The 19,266-nt window shown below is 41.6% G+C and carries 15 protein-coding genes, 2 rRNA genes and 1 riboswitch; all 17 genes read right to left on the bottom strand.

From position 1 onward, the window contains the following. Nucleotides 1-3 precede the first annotated feature (3 nt). On the bottom strand, nucleotides 4-1,056 hold the full coding sequence (locus KHA96_RS20020) for a DUF3048 domain-containing protein (protein ID WP_213131061.1): 1,053 nt from the start codon (nucleotides 1,054-1,056) through the stop codon (nucleotides 4-6). A gap of 28 nt (nucleotides 1,057-1,084) precedes the next feature. Then, nucleotides 1,085-2,827, bottom strand: a complete 1,743-nt coding sequence (locus KHA96_RS20025; protein WP_213131062.1) for an adenine deaminase C-terminal domain-containing protein — start codon at nucleotides 2,825-2,827, stop codon at nucleotides 1,085-1,087. A 458-nt stretch (nucleotides 2,828-3,285) separates the two neighbouring features. Next, entirely contained in the window at nucleotides 3,286-4,545 is a 1,260-nt protein-coding gene (gene purD, locus KHA96_RS20030) for a phosphoribosylamine--glycine ligase (RefSeq protein ID WP_213131063.1), read from the bottom strand. A gap of 16 nt (nucleotides 4,546-4,561) precedes the next feature. Next, nucleotides 4,562-6,094: a bifunctional phosphoribosylaminoimidazolecarboxamide formyltransferase/IMP cyclohydrolase gene (gene purH, locus KHA96_RS20035; RefSeq protein WP_213131064.1), complete on the bottom strand. Its 1,533-nt coding sequence runs from the start codon at nucleotides 6,092-6,094 to the stop codon at nucleotides 4,562-4,564. Between the two features lie 13 nt (nucleotides 6,095-6,107). Beyond that, nucleotides 6,108-6,680, bottom strand: a complete 573-nt coding sequence (purN, locus tag KHA96_RS20040) for a phosphoribosylglycinamide formyltransferase (RefSeq protein ID WP_213131065.1) — start codon at nucleotides 6,678-6,680, stop codon at nucleotides 6,108-6,110. After that, entirely contained in the window at nucleotides 6,677-7,720 is a 1,044-nt protein-coding gene (gene purM / locus KHA96_RS20045) for a phosphoribosylformylglycinamidine cyclo-ligase (protein ID WP_213131066.1), read from the bottom strand. Before purM ends, purN begins: the two co-directional genes overlap by 4 nt. Before the next feature lie 362 nt (nucleotides 7,721-8,082). Beyond that, nucleotides 8,083-9,507 (bottom strand): amidophosphoribosyltransferase, encoded by a 1,425-nt coding sequence (gene purF, locus KHA96_RS20050; RefSeq protein ID WP_213131067.1) that lies wholly within the window; start codon nucleotides 9,505-9,507, stop codon nucleotides 8,083-8,085. Then, nucleotides 9,483-11,714 carry a phosphoribosylformylglycinamidine synthase subunit PurL gene (gene purL / locus KHA96_RS20055; RefSeq protein WP_213131068.1) on the bottom strand — a complete coding sequence of 744 codons (2,232 nt, stop codon included), beginning with the start codon at nucleotides 11,712-11,714 and terminating at the stop codon, nucleotides 9,483-9,485. The genes purF and purL overlap by 25 nt, the downstream gene beginning before the upstream one ends. Then, nucleotides 11,698-12,381, bottom strand: coding sequence for a phosphoribosylformylglycinamidine synthase subunit PurQ (gene purQ, locus KHA96_RS20060; RefSeq protein WP_213131069.1), 684 nt, complete (start codon nucleotides 12,379-12,381; stop codon nucleotides 11,698-11,700). The genes purL and purQ overlap by 17 nt, the downstream gene beginning before the upstream one ends. Further along, nucleotides 12,378-12,632 carry a phosphoribosylformylglycinamidine synthase subunit PurS gene (gene purS / locus KHA96_RS20065; RefSeq protein ID WP_213131070.1) on the bottom strand — a complete coding sequence of 85 codons (255 nt, stop codon included), beginning with the start codon at nucleotides 12,630-12,632 and terminating at the stop codon, nucleotides 12,378-12,380. Before purS ends, purQ begins: the two co-directional genes overlap by 4 nt. After that, entirely contained in the window at nucleotides 12,625-13,770 is a 1,146-nt protein-coding gene (purK, locus tag KHA96_RS20070; RefSeq protein WP_213131129.1) for a 5-(carboxyamino)imidazole ribonucleotide synthase, read from the bottom strand. Before purK ends, purS begins: the two co-directional genes overlap by 8 nt. Beyond that, entirely contained in the window at nucleotides 13,757-14,245 is a 489-nt protein-coding gene (purE, locus tag KHA96_RS20075) for a 5-(carboxyamino)imidazole ribonucleotide mutase (protein ID WP_213131130.1), read from the bottom strand. Before purE ends, purK begins: the two co-directional genes overlap by 14 nt. 110 nt (nucleotides 14,246-14,355) lie before the next feature. Further along, a riboswitch (purine riboswitch) is annotated at nucleotides 14,356-14,456 on the bottom strand. Nucleotides 14,457-14,527: 71 nt separating this feature from the next. Next, complete coding sequence (locus KHA96_RS20080; RefSeq protein WP_213131071.1) at nucleotides 14,528-14,716, bottom strand: NETI motif-containing protein; 189 nt, start codon at nucleotides 14,714-14,716, stop codon at nucleotides 14,528-14,530. A 5-nt stretch (nucleotides 14,717-14,721) separates the two neighbouring features. Then, the gene (locus tag KHA96_RS20085) at nucleotides 14,722-15,264 is read right to left on the bottom strand and encodes a DUF2179 domain-containing protein (protein ID WP_213131072.1); all 543 of its coding nucleotides are present in this window, start codon (nucleotides 15,262-15,264) and stop codon (nucleotides 14,722-14,724) included. A gap of 335 nt (nucleotides 15,265-15,599) precedes the next feature. Continuing rightward, nucleotides 15,600-16,079: a C40 family peptidase gene (locus tag KHA96_RS20090; protein ID WP_349305807.1), complete on the bottom strand. Its 480-nt coding sequence runs from the start codon at nucleotides 16,077-16,079 to the stop codon at nucleotides 15,600-15,602. Between the two features lie 714 nt (nucleotides 16,080-16,793). After that, nucleotides 16,794-16,909: ribosomal RNA gene (rrf, locus tag KHA96_RS20095) — 5S ribosomal RNA — on the bottom strand. Nucleotides 16,910-16,978: 69 nt separating this feature from the next. Then, nucleotides 16,979-19,266 (bottom strand): 23S ribosomal RNA (locus tag KHA96_RS20100); the annotation flags it as partial.

Here is a 19,266-nt window from a genome sequence, read left to right on the forward strand (position 1 = left end):
CTTTTATTTAAGCTCGAATGAAACATCGTCCAAGCTAGGAACGACATTAACCCAAGTTTTTCCCGAAACTAGTTTTGCAGGTTGATCATTTTCATATGGAAGGATCCGGCCGTCGACACTTTTCCATTCCAATTCTTTCATGATTCCGTTTTGGAATAAGTACGCTTTCCCGCCTGATTGTAAATCAATAGAACGCCTTCCAGCCGAATCCAATACTTTATGTTCTGTTTCAATAACTAGAAGATTTTTAACTAAGACAGGTTCTACTGTTTTATATTCAACGGTTTGCTCACCATCGGAAAAACGGGAATATTGAGAAGATTGACTGTCATATCGATACTCTGCTGTGAATTGAGAACTATTTCCATAAACAACTTTAATTTGTTCTGTGCCGTTCCCGTTAATAGACTCAAGTTCATCCTCTTTATAGAAATCCATCGAAGCAGGAGGACCCGTCATTGAAAAATTATTATCTTCTGCCCCTTTTTCGATATTTTCAAATGTAATATAAGAATTATGAGGCGCTTTCCGATCCGAAGAACGTTTAAACAATGTTCCGTCGTATTTCATCCCATTTAAATGATCTATTGCACCAGATGCTAGTATATTTTCAGCATCCGGGCTGTATCCATGTGCAATAAAAAGACCTTTATAACCTTGAGCGATTTCAATAAAGAAGGGACGTGCACTGCGGACGGGACCAATGTTTTCAGGCTTTTCACTTTGAAAAACAGCTAAAAATCTTGTAACATTCCCTTCAGCCAGAAGTTCATACACGATGTCAGCCTGTGAAAGTCCAGTTTGAGGACGTGCATCCGGATGATTATTAATCGTTACAGCAACAGCTCTTTGATTAGGCTCTACATCAGTACCCAGTCCAGTTAGCGGAAAATGATATGCCGGACTGTTATCTGAAGATTGCTCCGTTTGTTCAGGTGCCTTCGTCTCAGGTTCAGGTGTTTCTTCCTTTGGCGTCTTTTTGCTGCAGGCAGATAAAAGTAATATTGAAGTGATTAAAAATATGACTGGTATCCATTTATGTTTCACTATTTCCATCCCCTAATGTCTTTTATACTCTATCATTTTAACGCATTAATGTCGGAAATAGTATAGTTTTATTCATAACATCATACATTCCACTTTGTGTTACCCGAATATAAGGCAGATGCGTCGCAGAGAAAAATAATAAAGAATAGATAGGATCTGTAAATGGATAACCTCTCTCATATAGTAATTCCTTAAGCTTTTCTTCGGCATTTATTAATTCTTCCAGTGATTGATCGGACATTAATCCTGCAAGCGGCAATGGAATTTCATGTATGACCTTTCCATTTTCTGCAAGGACAATTCCTCCTCCTATTTCTTTCATCCTTTTAAAAGCAAGCATCATATCCTTCTTCATTTTTCCAATTAATATGATGTCACCTGTATTTGAAAAAGAAGATGCGAAACCGCTTACAGTTTTTGCGAATCCTTTGACAATTGTGTTAATTCTCCATTTCCCTTTACGATCTAATAACGTAAAATAACTCTCATCGTGATTTTGCGGAAGATGATCCATTGATAAATCAAGAGTTATGGAATATGGCTTAGTAATGACATCATTGACCATTTCAATTCCGAAAGGCATAGAAAATTGCAGATCAGAAGATTGCAGCTCCCAATCCAAATTTAATGGTTCGAAGCCAAATTCCTTCCAGTTTACATCAGCATCATTTAAAGCATTTTGGCCATCTTTTTTCACCCATTGTCCTTTTGCAAGAACGGATACAGGTGTAGGCTCTGACTCATTTGCAAGGAAATTAATATTTGCTACTCTACCAGTTGCAATCATGCCATGGTGATGAGACAGATTATAGTGGCAGGCAATATTATATGAAGCCATATGATAAGCATCAATAATTGGTACACCATTTTGTATTGCCATATTGATCACCATATCCATGATACCTTGTTTATAAAATGAAGGTGTAGATCCATCCGTCGTAAAAACAAGTGAATCATATTGGTCGATACCTAAATCATGCATTTCTTTTAACATAATCTTTAAATCTGGTCTAATTGAAGAATGTCTAAGTGCAACGGTGTAACCATGCATAAGCCGTTTATAGACATCCATACCTGTCATAGATTCGTGATCTCCATCCACACCAAATAACATCATTTTAGCCAACGTTTTGTCTGATGCTCCTGGGAAATGGCCTTCGACTTTTTTTCCAAGTCGCTTCGTTTCTTGAATCCAATGCAGCATTAAATCGTCTCCAGCAAGAAGTTTGGGCCATCCTGTGAGTTCCCCACCTTGAACGACAGCTTCATGCTCAAGCCATGATTTAATATCACTATTTGTAAAAATCGTCTCTTCTTCGCTCATCTCTGTCTGGGAATCGAAACGTCCCCACCAATACATGGAAACGGGTGATTCGTTAAGCTCATTCAAAAGTGAAAACGCTTTCCTTTTGTTCAAATGAAGGAAAAAGAATAGGTTGTCACTAATAAGTGTCGTTGTACCAGATTGTGATGCAAAACGAGCAAATGATTGGGGATTATATAATTGAAACGGATGAACGTGGGGCTCTATATATCCTGGGACAAGTGTTAATCCGGAGCAATCGATAATTTCACAGTTTTCTAGTCTTTTTGGTAGTTCTTCACCAATGTAAATAATTCGATCTTGATAAATCCAAATATTGGATGTAATCCATTTCTTTAAAACTGAATGTAGGAAACGAGCGTTTTTTAATAATAATGTAGGCGATGTTTGCCCATTAATAATAGACACCTGTTCCCGAATTTGTTTATTCTTCCAACGGTATCTTTGATTCCACATACCCAATCCTCCTGGGAATTTTAACTTTTTCATATTATTATTCTAACATACTATTCTTTTTAACGCAGTAAAGTTATACAGAAAAATATTACTAAATTGTGAATAGAAAAGCGTAAGTCGTTGGAAAGGGAAGGAAGCTACGGGGCCGCAACGTCTTGTTGCAGGCTCAGCCAAACAATCCCGTATTTTGACTTTATTGACTCAGGTTATTTGACCTTGAGGAATTGGGGATAGGAGCTGGAATAAGAAAAGCTTAAACGACATATAAGCTCACAGAGTGTGGGTGCATCGAGGTTGTAGCAGGAGGACGTGACAGCTTTTAGTCGACGTTCCTTTATGGTCACTAACTGGGAAAAAGGAAAATGATTTCTTTTCTTTATGGGATAAGAAGTTTCCAGTAGATAGCTGCTTTAGTAGACAAGAAAAGGATAAGTTCAAATGAACCTATCCCCCTAAAATCATAGTGCTTTATAAGCGATATCTTTCCGATAAAAAAACTCTTGGTTGTCTAGTTGTTTCATTTCGCTATATACCTTCTCTACTGCTTCCTTAATTGAATCAGCTTTTGCAGCTGCGAGCAGCAATCTTCCCCCATTTGATACGTAAGGACCGTCTTTTTCAAGTCGGCTCGTGCCGGCGTGATATAATGAAACATTCGGATCATTTGATACAAAAGCCGGTAAAGCAACACCTTTTTTATATTCGCCTGGATACCCTTCTGCTGCCAATACAACTCCAACTACTGCTTGATCTGACCAATTGATAACAGGTTCTTTTTCATCTAATAAATCACTAAGCAGCTGTACTAGATCACTTTCAAGCCTCGCTAATACGACTTGCGTTTCCGGATCACCAAAGCGGGCATTGAATTCGATTACCTTCGGACCTTGTTCTGTCTGGATTAATCCGGCGTATAAAATACCTGTAAACGAGCGATTTTCTTCAACCATTGCTTTTGCAGTCGGCAGCAGGATTTCTTGGACTGCACGGTTAACTTCTGATTCAGGAATAAAAGGAACAGGTGAATAGGCGCCCATCCCACCTGTATTTGGACCTTTGTCTCCATCAAATGCTCGCTTATGATCTTGAGCAATGACCATAGGATAAACTTTTTCTCCATTCACAAATGCCATCAAAGAGAATTCTTCGCCTTCGAGAAACTCTTCTACTACTACGATTGCAGATGATTTTCCGAATCTTGAATCTAGCAACATATCTTTTAAAGCATCGTCAGCTTCTTTAAGCGTCATTGCTACGACTACACCTTTTCCGGCGGCAAGCCCATCTGCCTTAATAACAATAGGCGCTCCCATTTTCTCAACATATGCTTTTGCTTCGTCATAAGAATGAAATGTGTCGTATTCAGCCGTTGGAATTTTGTACTTTTTCATTAATTCTTTTGCGAATGATTTACTGCCTTCGATGATGGCAGCATTTTTCCGAGGTCCAAATATTTTAATGCCAGCCGCTTCAAACTCGTCTACGATTCCCGCTGCTAGAGGCACTTCTGGTCCTACAATAGTGAAATCAATATTGTTATCTTTCGCAAAATGAATAAGATTAGTAAAATCAGTTTCCTTTATCGGAACAAGAATCGCATCTTCCGCGATACCCGCATTTCCTGGGGCACAATATACTTCCGTTACGAGGTTGCTCATCTTTACTTTTTTACAAAGGGCATGCTCTCGTCCGCCTCCGCCCACAATCAATACCTTCAAAAAATCACCGCCCATATTAATGTTTAAAGTGACGTACACCTGTAAAAATCATAGCGATACCGTGTTCATCACAAGCTTTAATCGATTCCACATCACGAATCGAACCACCAGGTTGGATAATAGCTGTAATTCCTGCTCGGGCTGCTTCTTCTACCGTGTCGCTCATTGGGAAAAAAGCATCTGAAGCTAGGACTGCCCCTTTCGCACGTTCTCCCGCTTGCTCCAAGGCGATTTTTGCTGCTCCAACTCGGTTCATTTGGCCCGCTCCAACGCCAAGTGTCATATCGTTTCCTGCTACTACGATTGCATTTGACTTAACATGCTTTACTACTTTCCACGCTAATTTCAAAGCTGCCAATTCTTCATCTGTAGGTTTACGTTTTGTAGGAATCGTTATTTGTGCGTCCTCATATGTGTATGAATCTTGATCCTGTACGAGCAATCCACCTTCTACAGAGGTCAGAACTTTTTCTTGCTTTTTCGCACCTTCAAATGGAATGGTCAATAAACGAATATTCTTCTTGCCTGTTAAAATCTCTAATGCCTCTTTCGAAAAAGCAGGAGCAATAATGATTTCCAGAAAGATTTCGTGCAACTGACGAGCCGTATCGCCGTCAACTTCTCTGTTAAAAGCAACTATTCCGCCAAAAATAGAAGTTGAATCAGCTTCATACGCTTTCTTGAAGGCTTCCGAAGCTGACGCACCAATCCCCGCTCCACAAGGGTTCATATGCTTGACAGCAACTGCAGCAGGCTCATCAAAATCCTTCACAAGCTGCAACGCCGCATCTGCATCATGAATATTATTGTAGGATAATTCTTTTCCATGAAGCTGTTCTGCATTTGCTATAGAAAAAGCAGATCCAAGTGGATTTTTGTAAAATGCTGCCTGCTGATGAGGATTTTCTCCGTAACGCAAATGTTGCTTCAATTCATATGTAAAAGTAACACGTTCAGGCTGCTCTTCACCTACAAGTTCAGTCATATATTCGGCAATTTGCGCGTCGTATGCAGCAGTGTGGCGGAACACCTTCGCGGCAAGCTTTCGTTTTGTTGCTTTTGAAACTACACCATTTTCTCGCAGCTCGGCAAGAACCGTTTCATAATCGATTGAGTCCACTAAGACGGTTAAATCCTCGTGATTTTTCGCAGCCGCTCTTAGCATAGATGGACCACCAATATCAATATTTTCAATCGCATCTTCCGCAGTTACATTTGGCTTTGAAATAGTCTGTTGAAACGGGTATAAGTTTACGCAAACGAGATCAATCGGTTTAATTCCTTGTTCTTCAAGTTGTTTCACATGATCATCAGAATCTCTTTTTGCAAGTAATCCTCCGTGAATCATTGGATGCAGTGTTTTTACCCTTCCTTCCAATATTTCCGGAAAGCCTGTAATTTCGTCTACTCCAGTTACAGGTACACCATTTTCTTCAAGCGTTTTTTTCGTTCCACCTGTCGATAGTAATTCAAATCCAAGCTCAACAAGCACTTTTGAAAAATCTACAACACCAGTCTTATCCGATACGCTGATTAATGCTCTTTTCATCAATCTGTCCTCCTTAGACTTCTTTTCCGAACATATTCTTTAATATTTCTGGGTAAAAAACATGCTCTATTTCATGAATTCTCCGTTCAACTTCTGCAAGGGATTCTTCACCAGTCAACTGTAATTCTCTTTGTGCAATGATCGGTCCCGTATCCATTCCTTCGTCGACATAATGGACCGTGACCCCTGTTGTCTTTACAGCTGCCCTAACAGCTTGGCCGACTGCATCCTTGCCTGGAAATGCTGGAAGCAATGACGGATGGATATTAATGATTTTATTTTTATAAGCGGTAAGCAAAGTAGGTCCAATTAACCTCATATAGCCTGCAAGTACAATTACATCTATATCATATAGCTGCAATTCGCTTATAATACTTTGCTCAAACATCGCTTTCGTTTCGTACTCTTTCGGACTAAATACGAAGGTCTTTATATTTTCTTTTTCTGCTTTTTCAATAACTGGAGCTCCAGGCTTATCACAGACAAGCAAGGCAACTTCTACATGAAGTGCCCCTGCTTTTACTGCATCAACAATTGCTTGAAAATTGCTTCCTGTACCTGAAGCGAAAATAGCTATTTTTTTCACTTTGCTGTCCCCGCATTCACAAATGTAACACCATCGCTTTTAACGACAGAACCAATTTTATAAGCTTTTTCACCTTGTTCTACAAAAAAACGTATAGCTGATTCTGCATCTTCTGGTCGAACCGCTACGACAAAGCCAATCCCCATATTGAAAATATTGTACATTTCTTCCCTATCTAAATTCCCGTATTTTTCAAGTGCTTGGAAAATAGGCAAGATTGGCCATGTACCTTTTTCAATAACAACACCTAAGCCTTCAGGCAGCATTCGTGGAATATTTTCTATAAAACCGCCGCCTGTAATGTGGGACATTCCTTTTATTTCAAATTCTTGTAATGCTGCCAGGACTGGTTTTACATAAATTTTAGTAGGCTTTAATAATTCTTCACCTAAGGTTCCAGAAAGCTCTTGTAGCTTTGCATCAAGTGCAAAACCTTGATCTTCAAGGAAAATTTTCCGAACTAAAGAATAGCCATTACTGTGAATTCCACTTGATGCTAAACCAATTAGACAATCGCCTTCCTGAATATGTTCCCCTGTAATAATCTGAGATTTTTCGCATGCTCCTACAGCAAATCCCGCAAGATCATATTCATCTTCTTCATAAAGGCCTGGCATTTCGGCTGTTTCACCGCCAATTAATGCACATCCAGCTTGCTCACATCCATCCGCAATCCCACTAACAATTTGCTCAATTTTATCCGGAACTGCTTTTCCTAGGGCGACATAATCGAGAAAATAAATCGGTTCCGCCCCTTGGACGACAATATCATTTACACACATGGCAACACAATCAATTCCGATTGAATCATGTCGGTCTGTCATGAATGCAAGCTTCAATTTTGTTCCGACGCCATCCGTACCTGAAACAAGAACAGGTTCTTTTAAATTAAGCTCCGATAAATCAAACGCCCCTCCGAAGCCTCCTAGTTGTCCCATAACTCCGGCACGCATCGTTCTTTTCGTATGCTTTTTTATTTTTTCAACTGCTTCATACCCAGCTTCTATATTAACTCCGGCCTTTTGGTAGGCATTAGCCATCCCGCCCGCCTCCTAATGATATTTTCATTGTCTAGCTACAGCACCTATCGACTAGCAAACTTCTTGTCTTTCTCTTTTGCGTAAGTCAACATCGGCTCGTCTTGTCTAGCTGCAGTCGCCAGCCCCTCGAGGTCATAAACCAGCTGCAATAAAAGTCAAAATACGGACTTTTTTGCATCAGAACATTTGCTTGTCGGAGGCCCGCAGGATGTGGATCAGGAAGGCGTTGCAACAGGACGTTGCGCCCTTAGCTTTCCTTCCTCCTCAGGAGACTTCCGCTTCTCCAACCTCGTCGTGTTTCTTTTATCGCAAGTCTTGGACCCTGAAATTTGTAAGTCGATGAACAGGCGCTTCCGCTTTTCTTAATAACTGTACAATTCCTTCTCGTGCGGTAATAAAGTATCAGGATAAATTTCCGTAGGATACTCGCCTGTAAAGCAAGCAAGACATTGTCCGCAATTCTTGCCGTAACCGTTACGTCCAATCGCCTCAAGCATTCCTTCCACGCTTAAAAATGTAAGGGAATCTGCACCAATGATCTCACGAATTTCTTCTACGCTATGTTGAGAAGCGATCAATTCTTCATGTGTCGATGTGTCAATTCCATAAAAACATGGATTTTTCATTGGCGGTGAGCTAATGCACACATGAACTTCTTTTGCTCCTGCTTCTTTTAGCATGCGGACAATTCTTTTACATGTAGTTCCACGGACAATTGAGTCATCCACCATAATTACGCGCTTTCCTTCGACTACTTTTCGAACAGGAGAAAGCTTCATTTTAACGCCGCGTTCACGTAGCTCTTGGGATGGTTTGATAAATGTTCTTCCAATATAGCGGTTTTTAATCAAACCCATTTCATATGGAAGTCCTGCCATTTCTGCAAAACCGATTGCTGCAGAAATACTTGAATCCGGCACCCCAGTTACGACATCGCCTTCGATTTGGGCTTCACGCGCCAGTACTTTACCGAGATTCTTTCTTGCTGTGTGGACATTAATTCCCTCTATATCACTGTCAGGACGGGAAAAATATACGTATTCCATCGTACACATGGCATTTGATGAAGAAAGTGTAAATCTTTCAGCATGCAAACCATCGTCATTTATAATAATGAGCTCTCCGGGTTCCACATCGCGGACAAACTCGGCCCCAATTAAATCAAAAGCGCAAGTTTCCGATGATACACAGTAAGCGTCACCGACTTTTCCGATAGAAAGTGGACGTAATCCATTTGGATCTAAGGCAATTATTAATTCTGTTTCAGTCAGAAGAATAAGTGCATAAGCACCTTTTACTAAGGATAAAGCATTTTTCATTTTATCCTTAAACGTTAGATAGCCGCTTCTTTTAATTAAATGTGCCAGAACCTCTGTATCAGAAGTCGTTTGAAAAATACTTCCTTGCATCTCGAGTTGATGTTTTAAGTCATTCGCATTGATTAAATTGCCATTTTGCGCAAGTGCCAAACTCCCGTTTTGCGAATGGAAGAGGAGAGGCTGGACATTCTCCAACCCTCCCTTTCCAGCTCCACCATATCGAACATGGCCAACAGCACTTTTGCCTGGAAGGCTATCAAGCTTCTTTTCATTAAAAACATCATTCACAAGACCTTCACCGCGAATGCCTTTAAGGCGATGACCATCTGTTACAACAATTCCAGCACCTTCTTGACCGCGATGCTGCAGACTATGCAAACCGTAATACGTAATTTTAGCAGCATCCGGGTGACCCCATATTCCGAAAACGCCGCATTCCTCGTTTAGCCCTTTAATGTCAGCAAACATGGAATGGCTCCTTTCCAAGCATCTTCCAATGTCTTCACTTCAGAAGAAATTAATTGTTTTTCTGAACCCTCGATTACTAACACTCCGCGATCCGTAACTTCTCCAATCAAGGTAGCATCTTCCACCAATTGCTCAAACGCCGCTTGATGTTCCTTTTTCACTGATAAAATAAATCTGGATTGTGTTTCTGCAAATAATGCTGCTGTTTCGTTTCCTGCCAGATTCACTTCTGCCCCGAGTCCATCTGTACCAAACAGTGACTCTGCAATGGCAACAGCCGCTCCACCTTCTGAAACGTCGTGTGCAGATGCAATATATCCGCTGCGAATCGCTTCAAGAATTTGCTTTTGCCTTTTTACTTCTACCTCTAAATCAATCGCTGGAGCTTTACCGAAAATCTTGCCGTTAACCATCTTCTGCAGCTCACTTCCGCCGAACTCATCTTTTGTTTCTCCAACAATATAAATGAGGTCGCCAGCAGATTTAAAGTTCTGCGTTGTAATGTAAGATAAATCTTCGATCAAACCGACCATACCGATGATTGGCGTTGGGTAGATCGCTTTTCCGCCTTTTTCATTGAAAAGAGATACGTTCCCACCAATAACTGGACTTTCAAGCGCGATACACGCTTCGCTAATACCTGCAGCTGATTTTTCAATTTGCCAGAAAATTTCTGGCTTTTCAGGGCTTCCAAAGTTTAAGCCATCTGTAATTGCAAGTGGCTTCGCACCTGAACAAACGACGTTTCTTGCTGCTTCAGCAACAGCAATTTTCCCACCAACTTCAGGATCTAAATAAATATATCTTGAGTTACAGTCTGTCGTAATCGCAATCGCCTTATTTTTTCCACTAATTCTAACAACAGCTGCATCAGAGCCAGGGCTGACAACCGTATTCGCCCCAACATGTTGATCAAATTGGCTATACACCCACTCTTTACTTGCAATCGTTGGTTGTTGTAAAAGGTTCAGTAAAGCTTCATTGTAGTCAGATACTTCAGGAATTTCTTGCTCCATCGCTTGGAATTCACGATAATACGCTGGTTCCTCTGAAGGCTTATAATACACCGGAGCGTCTTCTGCTAATGCATCCGCAGGAACTTCCGCCACAACTTCCCCTTTATGAAGGAGGCGAAGCATTTTATCATCTGTCACAGTTCCTACAGAAACGGCTTCTTGGTCATATTTTTCAAAAAGGTCGATGACTTCCTGTTCGCGTCCTTTTTTCACAACGATAAGCATTCTCTCTTGTGATTCTGAAAGCATCATTTCGTATGCTGTCATGTTTTCTTCACGCTGTGGAATTAAATCAAGATTCATTTCAACGCCGAAGCCTGCTTTACTCGCCATTTCTGCTGAAGAACTCGTCAAACCCGCTGCTCCCATGTCTTGAATTCCAATTAATGCATCAGATTTAACAAGCTCTAAACAAGCATCCATCAACATTTTTTCTGTAAAAGGATCTCCGGCCTGTACTGCAGCCCTTTCCTTTTCTTCTTCCTCGTCTGCCAATTCTACTGATGAAAAAGTAGCTCCGTGAATTCCATCACGACCTGTAGGAGAACCGACATACATCACTGTATTGCCGACACCTTTTGCTTGGCCTTTTTGAATATGTTCGTGATCAAGCAATCCAACTACCATCGCATTTACGAGTGGATTTGTTTTATAAGCATCGTCAAATTGAATTTCGCCGCCAACAGTTGGGACCCCAAGGGCATTTCCGTAATCTGCTATCCCTGCAACTGCTTGCTCTAGTAAGTAACGTACTCTAGGAGTATCAAGTTCACCAAAACGAAGTGAATTTAATGAAGCAATTGGTTTTGCGCCCATCGAAAATACGTCACGGATAATTCCTCCGACTCCAGTTGCCGCACCTTCATAAGGTTCTACTGCTGATGGTGAGTTATGGCTTTCGATTTTAAATACGACAGCTTGGTTATCGCCAATATCGACAATCCCGGCCCCTTCCCCAGGTCCTTGAAGAACTTGTTCACCTTTTGTCGGGAATTTTTTCAAAACTGGTTTGGAATTTTTATAGCTGCAATGCTCAGACCACATAACCGAAAACAGACCGGTTTCCGTATAATTCGGAGTTCTGCCGAGCATTTTTTCCGCTAAGGCAAATTCTTCGTCTGTCAAACCCATTTCACGATATATTTTTTCGTCTTTAATTTGTGTTGGATTTGGCTCAAGCGTTTGTTGCATGTGATTCCCTCCAGTTTCTTACGATCGATTGAAAGATTTTAAGACCATCTTCACTGCCAAACAATGAATCTATTGCACGTTCTGGATGAGGCATCATCCCAAGAATATTTCCTTGTTGATTCGTAATGCCTGCAATATTTTCAACGCTTCCATTCGGATTTGATGTATAAGTAAAAATGATTTGATTGTGCTCTTTTAACTCGGCAAGAGTTGCTTCATCACAATAATAGTTACCTTTTCCGTGAGCAATCGGAATATTTAGCTGCTCTCCTTTTTCATACCCAAAAGTATAAGCCGTGTCATTATTTTCTACTTTTAACAAGGTAGGCTTACAAACAAACTTAAGTGTTTTATTTTTAAGCATTGCCCCTGGCAACAAACCTGCTTCGAGCAAAATTTGAAAACCATTTCCAATTCCGAAAACTAATTTTCCCGCTTCAGCTGCCTTTTTTACAGCTTTCATAACTGGCTGCATACTAGCTACAGCACCTGGACGAACGGCATCTCCGTAGGAAGCTCCACCTGGAATGACAACACAATCAAATTCGTCTAAGTCTTCATTTAGGTGACTTACATATTCCACTTCTTCATTCAATTTATTTTTGATTACGTCATACGTATCGACTTCACAGCTTGTTCCGGGAAAAACGACGACAGCGAATTTCACTGTGCAACAACCTCCTCAATTTCAAAGCGATAATCTTCTACTTCTTTATTAACGAGGAGTTCTTTACAAATATTGTGTACAGTTTCTTCAATATTTTGATCTGTATTATTAAGAGTAAGCTCTATATATTTGCCAACACGCACATTTTGAACCTCAGGATAATCTAGTTTTTGTAATGCCTTTGTCGCTGCAGAACCTTGTGGATCAATTACACTTTCCTTCAACGTTACGAATACCTTAACTTTATACATCATCATGTCTCCTCCAGATTTTAGTTTCGTTTAAATCCTTTAATGTTTCCTCTATATCATCAGTTAACACAGTTACATGACCCATTTTACGATTATGCTTCGCTTCTTCTTTTCCGTAAAAATGTACCGACCAATCAGGGCGTTTCGTAATTTCATCGACTACCCCATCTACATGCTGTCCTAAAACATTAACCATGATGGCATTTTGTAAAAGCTTCACGTTCTGTAGTGGCCAGCCGCAAACGGCACGAATATGTTGATCAAACTGTGAAAGATTACAAGCTTCAATTGTATAATGTCCGGAATTATGAGGTCTTGGCGCCAGTTCATTCACATAGATCTTTTCATCCTCTGTTAAAAACAGTTCAACCGCCAATGTACCTGCCAAACTAAGATGATTGGCAATTTTACGCGCCAATTCAGCCACTTTATTTTCCACATTATCCGAAACACGCGCCGGCACAATCGTTTGATGCAAAATATTATTGACGTGAATATTTTCTCCTACTGGAAAATAACTCAATTGGCCAGACGTATTTCTCGTCATAACAACAGATATTTCTTTTTCAAAAGAGATCCATGCTTCAAGGACACACGGTCCATTTTTTAATAGCACCGCTGCTTTTCCAATGTCCTTTTGATTTTTTATTACAAACTGCCCTTTCCCGTCGTAGCCACCACGAGATGTTTTCAAGACCGATGGGATACCAATTTCCCTTATTCCTATCTCCAAATCTTCCAATCTATTAATAACGGCATATGGAGCAACATCAACACCTGCTTCCGTCAAAGCTTTCTTTTCCAAAATCCGATCTTGCGTCACTCTAATTAACTCCGCACCTTGCGGAATATACGCTTTATCCAAAAGCCAATCCAATGCCTTAAAATCTATATTTTCAAATTCATATGTAACAACATCACTTTTTTCAGCTAACTGTAAAAGTGCATCGCGATCATCATATGCTGCTACAATTTGCTCATCAGCCACTTGTCCAGCTGGTGAATTAGGAGTCGGCTCCAATATGACAACTCGAAATCCTGCTTCTTTTGCTGAAAAAGTCATCATTTGGCCAAGCTGGCCACCGCCGATGATACCAATTGTTTGTCCTGGTTTAATAAACTGTTTAGACAAGCTGATCACTGCTTTCCAATACTTTTTCTTTTAATTCATCTCTTCTTTTTTCAAGACGATCAGCCACATCACTATTTTCAATTCCAATAATTTGAGCTGCAAGAAGTCCTGCGTTTGTAGCACCAGCTTTTCCAATCGCTACTGTCGCAACTGGAACTCCTCCAGGCATTTGCACGATCGATAATAAGGAATCCAGTCCTTTAAGAGTTTTGGATTCAACGGGAACTCCAATCACAGGTAAAATTGTTTTAGCCGCAACCATGCCTGGAAGATGTGCTGCACCTCCTGCACCTGCAATAATGACTTTCAATCCGCGATCTTTCGCCGTTTCAGCATACTCAAACATTAAATCAGGTGTCCGGTGTGCCGAAACTACTTTCTTTTCATACGGAACTTGTAATTCATCCAGTATGTCACAAGCATGTTTCATCGTTTCCCAATCAGATGTACTTCCCATAATGATTCCGACTTCGGTGTTCAAGTTAATCCCTCCGTCCACAAAATAAAAAATCCGGATAAACTGCTTTTCTGTAAAAGAAAGCAGTCGATCCGGGTATAGAAAACGCATTTGAAAAAAGCACACAAATGCTTCCCAAATTCCACTTTCCTCATAGTCCAATTATTTAAGGTAATCGGGTAGAGACTTATGGGCCATATTCCCATGATATACGAGGTTTAATACAACTTAATCTTAACAAACGAAAGGATACAATGTCAACTAAAAATCGAACATTTTTAATATGTAAAATCCGAATGTTCGTGTTTAGGACTCTTTTTCCCCTAAGAATATTATTTTTCGTGAAATTGGAATGTATTTAGTTTCACCTTTAGAGATCTCCTCTTTAAAAATTGGTTTTTCTATTCGTTTAATAACCCTATACCCCTCACTTTCCATTCTACTTAAACACTCACTGATCGTTTCGTTTTCCATTACTTCAAATTCTTTTTTCATAAACTTCACCTAGGCAATTTCCCTTTCTTTACAGCCTTTACCCAAAATCCACCGTAGATTGTTTTCGGTTCATAGGCAATAATAAACGCTTTTGGATCTAATTCTTTTATTTTTTGATACAACTGCAATTCCATTTTTCTGGAGGTCAATACTTCAAGCGCCATTCGATCGCCTTCCAATCCTTGCGCTGCCCAACTAGTCACCCCATATCCTTCATTCCTCAATTGTTTCGGAAGATCTCGATCGTATTCCTTTGTAATTACATTCACCATTATATAGCCGAGAGCCATTTTTTCCTCAATTTTTGTCCCAACAATGACACCAATACCGTAGCCCACTGCATAAGCAATCAAATTTTGAATTTGATTAAGATTATCGAGTACAAGCCCGAGACCCACAACATAAATGATTACTTCGATCATACTTATAAAAGCCGCAATATATCTATAGCCTTTTAAGGTCAAAATCATTCTAATTGTGAAAAATGAGACGTAAACAACATTAATCGTTAAAATAATAGCAACCATGACAAAACTGTTTTCCAACATGAATCTTCCCCCAAAATATGTTTTCTTTATATCCATTTACCCCTATGGAATAAATAAAATACAATTTAGGAGAAAAATCTTTTTATTGTCCTATGAAAACTAGGGAAATCAGAGTTACAGAACGCAACCATCCACCTGGATTCGAGTAATCTAAATTCCTAACAAATAAAAAAATCTTCGTAAGTTTTACACTACGAAGATCAAAAATGTATAAAGAAAAAGACAACGAGGAGAGTGACCATCCCGAAAAGGGACACCGCTATAAGTAAATAGATCAAAAAGTGAATAAGTTCCTTTATCTTTGCCCGCTTCATGATAGACTCTCCTGTAGATTTTTAGTTTACATTCCTTTTTGCGCCAACATACTTTGATTTCCAGTACGTAAGGTTCATGGATTGAATTTTAACTCCATTCGATGTTGCAGCGATAAATTGTTGTTTCCCAACATAGATACCGACAAATGAAACAGATTTACCATTTGTTTTGTAAAATACTAAATCCCCTGCTTTAAGATCTTTTAACTTGACGCTTTTCCCTTTTTTATATTGGTCTGCACTTGTACGAGGTAACTGTACCTTTAAGCTTTTAGCGTACACATATTGAGTAAAGCCAGAAGCATCGAACCCTTTTGTCGTCGTTCCACCCCATTTAAACGGTTTCCCTTTCAACGTTTGTGCATAGGCCGCTGCCTTCTCTCCCTTTGTCTGTGCTGCCGCATCTGCATTCAAGCTAAACAAAGATGAAAACATAAGTGCTAAGGCTGTGACAATTGCGATGACCCATGATGATTTTTTTACGGAGATACTCATTTCCATTTTACAAATCCCTCTTTCGTTTTTTTGTTTTTTTCTTTCTATAGACATCATAAACAATTCAATAAAGGGATTCGTTTCTTATTGGTTAAAAATAGTTACATAAAGGTTAAGACTGCAATGATTCTTTTAATCCCAGTTGCCATTTATATATTAAGCGGTTTTTTACCTGTATGCTGATTGCACTGTACTTAAAAAATACACGGATAAATTCCGTTTAAATTGTGAAATACCCATATTTGCTTTAATATAAGGGAAGTATTTCCGTCTATACCATCCAATTTCTTGGTTTTTGTCTTATTTAGAGCAGTTAATCGGAATATTTCCGCTTATATCTCCTTTCAAGCTTCCTCAAAATACATTAGCAGGAAATTACCCGCCTATTAATTCTCCTACCTACTCGAAAATCAATAATGAATAACTTAAATAAAAACAAAAAAAGACACTCTCAGTTGAGAATGTCCTTGATTGCCTGGCAACGTCCTGCTCTTGCAAGGGGAGACCCCTTACTACCATCGGCGCAAGAGCTTAACTTCCGTGTTCGCGCTGCGGATCACGATGACCGGCGAATCTCTTCGTCATCCGCGCTCGTTCGATTCCTCGATCTTCTTGGTCCTCCTGATCCTCGCTTATATTGTGTGTGCTTCTTCTTTAATGCCTTCGGCATTTAATGGAATAAAGCAAAAAAAACACCCTCGTATGAGAATGTCTTTGGTTGCCTGGCAACGTCCTGCTCTTGCAAGGGGAGACCCCTTACTACCATCGGCGCTGAAGAGCTTAACTTCCGTGTTCGGGATGGGAACGGGTGTGACCTCTTCGCCATCGTCACCAGACAAGTATTCAGTTAAGAGAAATGTTTCATTCCCTCAAAACCAGATAATAGAGAAAACAAACCGTATATTTTGATTAAGTCCTCGATCGATTAGTATCCGTCAGCTCCATGTGTCGCCACACTTCCACACCGGACCTATCAACCTGATCATCTTTCAGGGATCTTACTCGCTTGCGCGATGGGAAATCTCATCTTGAGGGGGGCTTCATGCTTAGATGCTTTCAGCACTTATCCCGTCCGCACATAGCTACCCAGCGATGCCTTTGGCAAGACAACTGGTACACCAGCGGTGCGTCCATCCCGGTCCTCTCGTACTAAGGACAGCTCCTCTCAAATTTCCTGCGCCCGCGACGGATAGGGACCGAACTGTCTCACGACGTTCTGAACCCAGCTCGCGTACCGCTTTAATGGGCGAACAGCCCAACCCTTGGGACCGACTACAGCCCCAGGATGCGATGAGCCGACATCGAGGTGCCAAACCTCCCCGTCGATGTGAACTCTTGGGGGAGATAAGCCTGTTATCCCCGGGGTAGCTTTTATCCGTTGAGCGATGGCCCTTCCATGCGGAACCACCGGATCACTAAGCCCGACTTTCGTCCCTGCTCGACTTGTAGGTCTCGCAGTCAAGCTCCCTTGTGCCTTTACACTCTACGAATGATTTCCAACCATTCTGAGGGAACCTTTGGGCGCCTCCGTTACTCTTTAGGAGGCGACCGCCCCAGTCAAACTGCCTGCCAGACACTGTCTCCCACCCGGATTACGGGTGCGGGTTAGAAGGTCAGTACAGCAAGGGTAGTATCCCACCGATGCCTCCACCGAAGCTGGCGCTCCGGTTTCCAAGGCTCCTACCTATCCTGTACAAGCTGCACCAACATTCAATATCAGGCTGCAGTAAAGCTCCACGGGGTCTTTCCGTCCTGTCGCGGGTAACCTGCATCTTCACAGGTACTATAATTTCACCGAGTCTCTCGTTGAGACAGTGCCCAGATCGTTGCGCCTTTCGTGCGGGTCGGAACTTACCCGACAAGGAATTTCGCTACCTTAGGACCGTTATAGTTACGGCCGCCGTTTACTGGGGCTTCAATTCGCACCTTCGGTTTGCACCTAAGCGCTCCTCTTAACCTTCCAGCACCGGGCAGGCGTCAGCCCCTATACTTCGCCTTGCGGCTTCGCAGAGACCTGTGTTTTTGCTAAACAGTCGCCTGGGCCTATTCACTGCGGCTCCCTAGGGCTATTCACCCCTAGGAGCACCCCTTCTCCCGAAGTTACGGGGTCATTTTGCCGAGTTCCTTAACGAGAGTTCTCTCGATCACCTTAGGATTCTCTCCTCGCCTACCTGTGTCGGTTTGCGGTACGGGCACCTTTTACCTCGCTAGAGGCTTTTCTTGGCAGTGTGGAATCAGGAACTTCGGTACTACATTTCCCTCGCCATCACAGCTCCGCTTTAGGATGAAGGATTTGCCTCCACCCCAGCCTAACTGCTTGGACGCGCATATCCAACAGCGCGCTTACCCTATCCTCCTGCGTCCCCCCATTGCTCAAATGGTAAAAAGGTGGTACAGGAATATCAACCTGTTGTCCATCGCCTACGCCTTTCGGCCTCGGCTTAGGCCCCGACTGACCCTGAGCGGACGAGCCTTCCTCAGGAAACCTTAGGCATTCGGTGGAAGGGATTCTCACCCTTCTTTCGCTACTCATACCGGCATTCTCACTTCTAAGCGCTCCACAAGTCCTTCCGGTCTTGCTTCACCGCCCTTAGAACGCTCTCCTACCACTGACATCAAAGATGTCAATCCGCAGCTTCGGTGATCCGTTTAGCCCCGGTACATTTTCGGCGCAGAATCACTCGACCAGTGAGCTATTACGCACTCTTTAAATGGTGGCTGCTTCTAAGCCAACATCCTGGTTGTCTAAGCAACTCCACATCCTTTTCCACTTAACGGATACTTGGGGACCTTAGCTGGCGGTCTGGGCTGTTTCCCTCTTGACTACGGATCTTATCACTCGCAGTCTGACTCCCAAGGATAAGTCATTGGCATTCGGAGTTTGTCTGAATTCGGTAACCCGATGAGGGCCCCTAGTCCAAACAGTGCTCTACCTCCAAGACTCTTCTCCTTGAGGCTAGCCCTAAAGCTATTTCGGAGAGAACCAGCTATCTCCAGGTTCGATTGGAATTTCACCGCTACCCACACCTCATCCCCGCACTTTTCAACGTACGTGGGTTCGGGCCTCCAGCAAGTGTTACCTTGCCTTCACCCTGGACATGGGTAGATCACCTGGTTTCGGGTCTACGACCTCATACTCAAACGCCCTATTCAGACTCGCTTTCGCTGCGGCTCCGTCTCCTCGACTTAACCT

Source organism: Bacillus sp. FJAT-49711 (assembly GCF_018343715.1).
In the GTDB taxonomy this organism is placed as follows: Bacteria; Bacillota; Bacilli; order Bacillales; family Bacillaceae_C; genus Lederbergia.